We start from the raw sequence: 7,782 nt of genomic DNA on the forward strand, positions 1-7,782 counted from the left end.
TGTCCATGATGTTGTTTCATGCTTACATGATTACAGCGTTACAATCCATGTCAAAGCGATTTCACTCCCCGCGAACACCTGATGGCTAGCTCTCGCCGCGCCGCGCGCGATACAGCTTCACTTCGCCCTTGATGCCCTTGAGTCGACGAGCGCCGGCGAACGACCAACTGAAACCCGAGTCGTCGCCAAGCTCATCGCGCACCGATTCGGCGGCGAGCACCGCGCCCGGGCGGGAAGCCGCCGTCACCCGGCTCGCGGTGTTCACCGGACTGCCAAACCAGTCACCGGCCCGGCTCACCGCGGAACCCGATGCAATGCCCGCCCGCAGCCGGGGAAAGTCATTGTCGCTGTCGGTGATATCGACCAGCTTGAGCACGGCGTCCAGCAACGGCGCCGGTTCGGTGCAGACGAACATCACCGCGTCACCGATCGTTTTGATGAACCGGACCGGCGGGACCGCCACGTCGCGGGCGAGTTCAGCGAGCCGGTTCGCCAGCTGCCCGAGCTCCTCGGCCGGCACCTCTTCGCCCAACCGGGTGAAACCGACGAGATCGGCGAAGGCCACCGTGACCTGCCGTGCTCCGGGGAGCGGCGCTCCGGCCGCTCGCTCGTTGGCAGTGACGGCTTCGGTCTCCATCATGTTTCTGAGCTGCATGAACAGCATGTCCTCGATCCACGGGCCCAGTAACGGCGCGATCCGACCTATGAGGGCCTGGGATCGCTTCGCGATGTCGAGTTCCGTTGCGCCTGGCTCTATGACAGCCGCCAGGGCGGTATAGCGCATGACCTCGGCGGCGTGCGAGAGTCCTTCGGCGAGCACGCGCACAACCTGTACGAGGTTGTCGGGATCCAGGCCCAGGTTGGCGAAGTGCCTGACGTGGGCGGCCGCCTCCGCATCCCCGCGCATGTGCACGGCCGCGTCGGGATCGTCGATTCTGGCCAACCCGATGGCGCGTTGCACCCGTTGGAGTAGGTCGACATCAATGCCGTAGGCAAGCGCAACTTCTCGCGTGGACACGTAGGTACCGTCGTCGCCGATCAGTCGACGGCCCGCGAGCAACAAGGGCGCCGACGTGCTCTGGATCTCTTCAGCGGTGATGCCCTGCTCGAGCAGCCACTCGATCAGCTCGGCGCGCTCGGCACGAGCGCTGCCCTCCAGACCGTCGAGCAGCTTCTCGATCTCCGGGTTCCCCGTGTCCTCCACGTCGTCAAGGTATAACGCAGCAAGGCATCATGTGAATCCGATGACCACGCCACTTCTCGAGGGGTTTGCGCCCGTCGTCGACGACAACGCCGACCTGCTGATCCTGGGGTCATTTCCCAGCGTGCTGTCCCTGGCGTCCCGCCAGTATTACGGCAACCCACGAAATGCGTTCTGGCCGATCACCGCCGCACTCTTCGGCTTCGACGCGTCGGCCCCCTACGAAACCCGTTTGACCGCATTGCAATCGGCTGGCGTTGCGCTCTGGGATGTGCTGCACAAGTGCCGCCGCATCGGCAGCGCCGATGCCAAGATCGACATGAAAAGCTTGGTGGCCAACGACTTTGGCCGGCTGTTCGCCGCGTACCCGTCGATCACCCGGGTGTGCTTCAACGGCCGGGCCGCGGAACGGCTTTTCGGGCGGCTGGTCGACGTCGACGCGGCGGTCGAATACCTGCTGTTGCCGTCGACCAGCCCGGCGCGCGCGATGGCCGCCGATCAGAAACTGCGGGCCTGGCGGGCTATCGCACCGTCATGACACCGGCGGTCGCCGGTGCGCCCACGGTCGGGCGGCCTCGATCTGTGCGCTCAGCGCCAGTAACGTCGCCTCGTCGCTCGGGCGGCCGACCAGCTGAATCGACACTGGAACGCCGCCGCGATCGAGGCCCCACGGCAGGGCGGCGGCGGGCTGGCCGGTCAGATTCCAGATCTCGAAGAACGGCACCCGTTGCGACACGAACAGCAGACTCGATATCCCGCCGCGGCGTTGGTAGGCGCCGATGCGGGACGGCCCGGTGGCGTTGCCGGGCGTGATGACGACGTCGACGTCGTCGAAGATCGACTGGATCCGCTTGGCCAGTGCCGGCTCCGCCGCGCGCACGGATGCCATCCGCCGGTCGGAGAGCATCGACCCGATGCGCGCCATGTTGCGGGTCCGCTTCTCGAGTCGCTCTTGATGCGGCAGCGTACGGACGTCGTCGTAGATGCCCCGGAAATAGCGCGGCAGGTAATTGGCGTAGACGGCCGCCGGTGGATAGTCGGGGTCGCGGACGACGACGTCGTGGCCTAGGTCGCGCAGTAATGCGCCCGCCTCGTCGACCGCGGCCCGCTGTTCGGTGCCGACCTTGGCGATCAGTGGCGGTGGGACCTTGGTGCTCAACGCAATTCGCAGCCGGCCGGGATGCTTGGCGGCAGCAGCGACGAAGCCGCCGTCGGGAGCGGGCGTCGTGGTCGTCACGTCCAGGAACAATGCGGCATCTTCCACCGACCTCGCGATCGGACCGTTGACGCTCAGCCCGCACCAGGCGTCGTCATGCGGCGCAAGCGGGACCCGATCGCGTTGCGGCTTAATCCCGTACAGGCCGCACCAGCCGGACGGGATGCGGATGGAGCCGCCACCGTCAGAGCCCAGCGCCAGCGGAGCCAGCCCGGCCGCGACCGCGGCTCCGCTGCCGCCGCTGCTGCCGCCCGGTGTGAGCGAGGTGTCCCATGGGTTGCGGGTCGCCCCGAAGGTCAGGGACTCGGTGAACGGGAAAATCATCATTTCGGGCACAGCGGTTTTGCCGATGATCACCGCGCCCGCCGCGCGCAGCCGGCTGACCACTTCGGCATCGCGGGCCGCCGGGGTCGAGACCGCGCTGCTGCCGAAGAGCGTGAGTTGCCCGGCGACGTCGTTGTCGTCTTTGATCGCGACCGGAACGCCAAGCAGCGGCAGCCGCTCCCCCGCGTCGAGGCGACCTTGTGCGGTCAGAGCCTCCCGGCGCGCGGTCTCCGCCAGAACCACGCGGTAGCTGCGCAGCTGGGGGTCGAGCCGCGCGATGCGGTCCAGGTACACCTCGAGCAGCGCCGGCGCGGTGATGGTGGCCGCGGTCAGCATCCGCGCCTGTTCAGCAGCTCCAGCGAAGGCCAAATCTCCCAGGTCCACGTCGAGGCAGACTACTGCTATGAGCGACACGGTGTTCGATCAATTGACCGAGCAGCAATTGCGCGGGCGGAAAACGATCAAGTGGAACCATTTCGGGCCCGACGTGCTGCCACTGTGGATCGCCGAGATGGACTTCCCACCGCACCCGCGGTCGTCGACGGTATCCGCGCCTGCGTCGCCGACGACGAATTCGGCTACCCGGCCTTTCGCGAGGACACCCTCGCCCGAGCAACCGCCGACTGGTGCCGACGACGCTACGGCTGGGACGTCGCATCCGAGTGGGTTCGCGTTGTTCCCGACGTCCTCAAGGGAATCGAAGTCGTCATCAACTTCCTGACCAGACCCGAAAGCCCGGTCGTGCTGCCGGTCCCCGCCTACATGCCGTTCTTCGACGTGCTGCGGATCACCGGCCGCCAGCGGGTGGAAATACCTATGCGGCAAGATGATTCGGGCCGATACCTGATGGACTTGGACGCCCTCGAGACCGCATTCGCCAATGGGGCCGGATCGCTCATTCTGTGCAATCCGAACAACCCGCTCGGCACCGCGTACCGCGCCGACGAGTTGTGCGCGATCGTCGACATCGCGGCCCGACACCACGCCCGGATCATCGCCGACGAGATTCACGGCCCGCTGGTCTACGGACGGCCGCACGTCGCCGCGGCCTCGGTATCGGACACCGCCGCGCAGACCGTCGTCACCCTGATGTCGGCGTCCAAGGGATGGAATCTGCCGGGTCTGATCTGCGCCCAGGTCGTGCTGTCCAACGAGCAGGATGCCCGCGACTGGGAGCTCATCAACAAGCTGCACAAGATGGGGGTGTCCACCATCGGTATTCGGGCCAACATCGCGGCCTACGACCACGGAGCCGACTGGCTGGACGAATTACTCAGCTACCTGCAGGCCAACCGCGATCACCTGGCCGAGGCCCTGCCGGCGTCCTGCCCGGGCGTGCGGGTCAACACCCCGGATGCCACCTACATGTCGTGGGTCGACTTCCGCGCGCTGAATCTGCCGGGCGAACCCGCCGACCATCTGTTGTCGACGGCCAAGGTGGCGCTCAGCCCCGGCATTCCGTTCGGTGCCACGGTGGGTCCGGGGTTCGCGCGGCTGAATTTCGCCACCACCCGCACGATCCTCGACCGGGCGATCGATGCGCTAGCCGCGGCGATACGGTGACTCCCATGTCGTGTGTGTTCTGTGCGATCGTGGCCGGCCAGGCCCCGGCCATCCGCATCTACGAGGATGACGGCTATCTGGCTTTCCTCGACATCCGCCCGTTCACCCGTGGCCACACCTTGGTGGTACCGAAACAGCACTCGGTCGATCTCACCGACACGGCACCGGAAACTCTGGCCGGATTGGTGACGATCGGGCAGCGGATCGCCAAGGCGGCGCGGGCGACCGAGTTGGCCGATGCCACCAACATCGGCATCAACGACGGACGCGCGGCCTTCCAGAGCGTTCTTCACATCCACCTGCACATGCTGCCGCGACGCAACGGCGACAAGCTGTCGGTTGCCAAGGGGCTGCTGTTGCGCCGCGACCCCGACCGCGAGTCGACCGGGCGGATCCTGCGGGACGCACTGGCACAACTGGGCGCCACTCCGCAAGACTGAGCGGCATGGATATATCTCTGTGGATCGAGAAGCAGATCGGCCACCGGCTACTGCACCTGCACGACGAGATCTATAAACGCACCGACGGCCGGATCGGGCACAAGATTCCTTTCGGACCGGTCAACCTGATACTGCACACGGTCGGCGCCAAGACCGGCCAGGCGCGGACCAACACACTCACGTATGCCCGGGACGGCGACGCGTACCTCGTCGTCGCCTCCAAAGGCGGCGACCCGAAAGCGCCCGGCTGGTATCACAACTTGAAGGCCAACCCGAACGTCGAAATCAATGTCGGGCCAAAGCGTTTCGGCGTCACGGCCAAACCCGTGCTACCGGACAACCCGGACTATCGACGGCTGTGGGAGATCGTCAACAAGAACAACGCGAATCGCTATGAGGGGTACCAGTCGCGGACCTCACGGCCGATTCCGGTGATCGCCCTGACGCCGCGTTAGAACAGCTCTTTGGCGAGCAGTTCCAGCGTCGTCTCGCGGGCAGGGGCGGTAGCGGGGGCGGTGCCGCGGTGAGCCGATGCGACGGGATGCACCATCACCTCGTCGACGCCGAACCGCTGCGCGAGTTCGCTCAGCTGTTCGGCGGCCTCGGCGGGTGACCCGACGACGGCGCGGTTGAGGCCGCTTTCGACGATGTGCTGCTGTTGCGGTGTCAGCTCGGCGCCATCGGCGTCTTCGACCAGCTGCAGCGGCCCCAGGGGTTGCCCGGTCCGCAGCCGGGCCATCATGTGCAGGTTCGGCAAGATCAAAGCCTTTGCCTCGTCGCGGGTTTCGGCCACCGCGGCGTTGACGGTCAAGAAGGTCACCGGTTCGGCGGCCAGCTCGCTGGGCACGAACTCCGACCGGTAGAGCGCCAACGCCTCCTCGGTGCCTTGACCGGAGAAGTGATGCGCGAACACGTAGGGCAAGCCCTTGGCGGCGGCCAGTTGCGCCGAGTACATCGACGACCCGAGCAGCCACAGGCGTGGCTCACTGGCCGCGGCCGGTGTCGCCTTGAGGATGTAGTCGCCGCCATCGCGCAGCTGGACCGGCACGCCCCGCACGCTCATCATCGCGCGCACGTGGTCGAGGTAATTCGGGAACTGGTCGATGTCGCGGTCGTCGCGGCCGGCGGCGCCACGCAACAGAGCCGACGTCACCGGATCCGAGCCGGGCGCGCGGCCGATGCCAAGGTCGATGCGGCCCGGTGCCGCCGCTTCCAGCAACGCGAACTGCTCGGCGACCGCCAGCGGCGCGTGGTTGGGCAGCATCACGCCACCGGAGCCCAGCCGCAGCTGCGTGGTCTGCGCGGCCAGGTAGGCGATCAGAACCGGCGGGCTGGTGGCGCCCACCGACGGCATGTTGTGGTGTTCGGCGAGCCAGTAGCGCGTGTAGCCGAGCCGGTCGGCGGTCTGCGCCAGGCGCACGGTGGCCGCCAGCGCATCCGCGGTGGTCTGGTCGGTGCGGACTGGGACGAGGTCGAGGACAGAAAGGCGCATGAGCAGGTCAACGCCTTTCGTCCGCCGAACGTTCCACGCTAGTAAGACCTCCCATCTTCTTTGCTTGGCTGAAAACGTCGTCGAGCATCGTCGTAGTCAGCTTGCCGGTGAAGGTGTTCTGCTGGCTGGGGTGATAGCAGCCCAGCAGCATCACCTCGCCATGAGCGGCATGGACCGTGGCGGTAGCGCCGTGGCCGAACTTCGGCTGCGGTCGCGGAACCCGGCCGCCGCCGGTGCGGATCATGTCGAGCGCCGAGCGCCAGCCGAATGCGCCGAGCGCCACAATCACCCGCACATCTCCCCCGACCAGCCGCCATTCGGCGGTCAGCCACGGCGCACACGTCGACCGCTCCGCCGGGGTGGGCGCATTCGCCGGTGGTGCGCACCGCACCGCGGCCACCACCCGAGTCGCGTTGAGCGTCAGACCGTCGGCGGCGTCCACGCTGACCGGCGAGTTGGCCAAGCCGGCCCGGTGCATCGCCGCGTACAACACATCGCCGGACCGGTCGCCGGTGAAAACCCGGCCGGTCCGGTTGGCGCCGTTGGCCGCGGGGGCCAGGCCGACGATCATCACGCGCGGACGTGCGGCACCCCAGCCCGGCACCGGCCGGCCCCAATACGGCTCGTCGGCGAACGATCGCCGCTTCGTCAGCGCCACCTCCTCGCGCCACTCGACCAACCTCGGGCAGGCCCGGCACACCGACACTTCGGCGTCGAGCTGCGCCACCGATTGAGCGGCCTGCGCCATCGCAATCACCTCCGGCCGATCCGATGCGACCGCGGTGCGGGCAGTCGCCGGATCGCCGGGCCATCCGCTGCCGGGCGGCACCGGCGAGTCGAAGTGAGCGCCAGTGCGCGGGTGGGCGAGGTGCACGGCTCCACTGTGCACGATCGGCGCAGGGCAAGTGTCCAGAGGATCTCCGTAAGATCGGGTCATGGCAGCAGACGCGCTGGCGGGCCTGATCGCCGAGCTACCCGAGGGGACGGTCGTCACCGACCCCGCGATCACCGAGGGCTACCGGCAAGACCGCGCGTTTGATCCGTCGGCCGGAAAGCCGGTCGCCGTGGTGCGCCCACGGCGGACCGAAGAGGTCCAGACCGTGCTGCGGTGGGCCACTGCGAACCACGTTCCGGTGGTGACACGCGGAATGGGCACCGGCCTGTCCGGCGGCGCCACCGCGGTGGACGGCGGGATCGTGCTGTCGACGGAGAAGATGCGCGACATCGTCGTCGATCCGGTCACCCGCACCGCGGTCTGCCAGCCGGGCCTGCTCAACGCCGAGGTGAAGAAGACGGTTGCCGAATACGGCCTGTGGTACCCGCCCGATCCGTCGTCGTACGAGATTTGCAGCATCGGCGGCAACATCGCCACCAACGCCGGCGGCCTGTGCTGCGTGAAATACGGCGTCACCACCGACTACGTGCTCGGCGTGCAAGTGGTGCTTGCCGACGGCACCGCAGTCAGGCTCGGCGGCCCGAGACTCAAAGATGTTGCGGGGCTGAGTCTTACCAAGTTGTTCGTCGGCAGCGAAGGCACGCTGGGCGT

At 67.4% G+C, this 7,782-nt stretch carries 8 protein-coding genes and 1 pseudogene; 5 read left to right on the top strand and 4 right to left on the bottom strand.

From position 1 onward, the window contains the following. Nucleotides 1-85 precede the first annotated feature (85 nt). Nucleotides 86-1,204, bottom strand: coding sequence for an adenylate/guanylate cyclase domain-containing protein (locus WAO18_RS05440; RefSeq protein ID WP_422204516.1), 1,119 nt, complete (start codon nt 1,202-1,204; stop codon nt 86-88). 40 nt (nt 1,205-1,244) lie between these two features. Between WAO18_RS05440 and WAO18_RS05445 the strand changes: the two genes are divergently transcribed. Then, nucleotides 1,245-1,739: a DNA-deoxyinosine glycosylase gene (locus WAO18_RS05445; protein WP_422204518.1), complete on the top strand. Its 495-nt coding sequence runs from the start codon at nt 1,245-1,247 to the stop codon at nt 1,737-1,739. On the opposite strand, the gene WAO18_RS05450 is transcribed toward WAO18_RS05445, so the two are convergent. Next, entirely contained in the window at nt 1,734-3,125 is a 1,392-nt protein-coding gene (locus WAO18_RS05450) for an amidase (RefSeq protein ID WP_422204519.1), read from the bottom strand. The genes WAO18_RS05445 and WAO18_RS05450 overlap by 6 nt on opposite strands. A 19-nt stretch (nt 3,126-3,144) precedes the next feature. Between WAO18_RS05450 and WAO18_RS05455 the strand changes: the two are divergent. From WAO18_RS05455 to WAO18_RS05465, 3 genes and pseudogenes are all read left to right on the top strand, one after another. Further along, nucleotides 3,145-4,304: pseudogene (locus tag WAO18_RS05455) on the top strand (MalY/PatB family protein). 5 nt (nt 4,305-4,309) lie between these two features. After that, nucleotides 4,310-4,744, top strand: coding sequence for an HIT family protein (locus WAO18_RS05460; RefSeq protein ID WP_422204521.1), 435 nt, complete (start codon nt 4,310-4,312; stop codon nt 4,742-4,744). Nucleotides 4,745-4,749: 5 nt separating this feature from the next. Further along, nucleotides 4,750-5,199 (top strand): nitroreductase family deazaflavin-dependent oxidoreductase, encoded by a 450-nt coding sequence (locus tag WAO18_RS05465; protein ID WP_422204523.1) that lies wholly within the window; start codon nt 4,750-4,752, stop codon nt 5,197-5,199. Here WAO18_RS05465 and WAO18_RS05470 read toward each other — a convergent pair. Both WAO18_RS05470 and WAO18_RS05475 read right to left on the bottom strand, forming a co-directional pair. Continuing rightward, nucleotides 5,196-6,236, bottom strand: coding sequence for an LLM class flavin-dependent oxidoreductase (locus tag WAO18_RS05470; RefSeq protein ID WP_422204524.1), 1,041 nt, complete (start codon nt 6,234-6,236; stop codon nt 5,196-5,198). The two genes, WAO18_RS05465 and WAO18_RS05470, sit on opposite strands and share 4 nt — an antisense overlap. A gap of 7 nt (nt 6,237-6,243) precedes the next feature. Beyond that, nucleotides 6,244-7,110 carry a uracil-DNA glycosylase gene (locus WAO18_RS05475; protein WP_422204526.1) on the bottom strand — a complete coding sequence of 289 codons (867 nt, stop codon included), beginning with the start codon at nt 7,108-7,110 and terminating at the stop codon, nt 6,244-6,246. A 61-nt stretch (nt 7,111-7,171) separates the two neighbouring features. On the opposite strand from WAO18_RS05475, the gene WAO18_RS05480 reads away from it, so the two are divergent. Further along, nucleotides 7,172-7,782 (top strand): FAD-binding oxidoreductase (locus tag WAO18_RS05480; RefSeq protein WP_422204528.1); only part of this gene is annotated, 611 nt, incomplete at its 3' end.

The organism is Mycobacterium sp. (assembly GCF_049278535.1).
GTDB lineage: Bacteria > Actinomycetota > Actinomycetes > Mycobacteriales > Mycobacteriaceae > Mycobacterium.

Coding starts and splice junctions, on each gene's coding strand:
- WAO18_RS05445 (WP_422204518.1), top strand. CDS start 1,245: ATGACCACGCCACTTCTCGAGGGGTTTGCGCCCGTCGTCGACGACAAC.
- WAO18_RS05460 (WP_422204521.1), top strand. CDS start 4,310: ATGTCGTGTGTGTTCTGTGCGATCGTGGCCGGCCAGGCCCCGGCCATC.
- WAO18_RS05465 (WP_422204523.1), top strand. CDS start 4,750: ATGGATATATCTCTGTGGATCGAGAAGCAGATCGGCCACCGGCTACTG.
- WAO18_RS05470 (WP_422204524.1), bottom strand. CDS start 6,236: ATGCGCCTTTCTGTCCTCGACCTCGTCCCAGTCCGCACCGACCAGACC.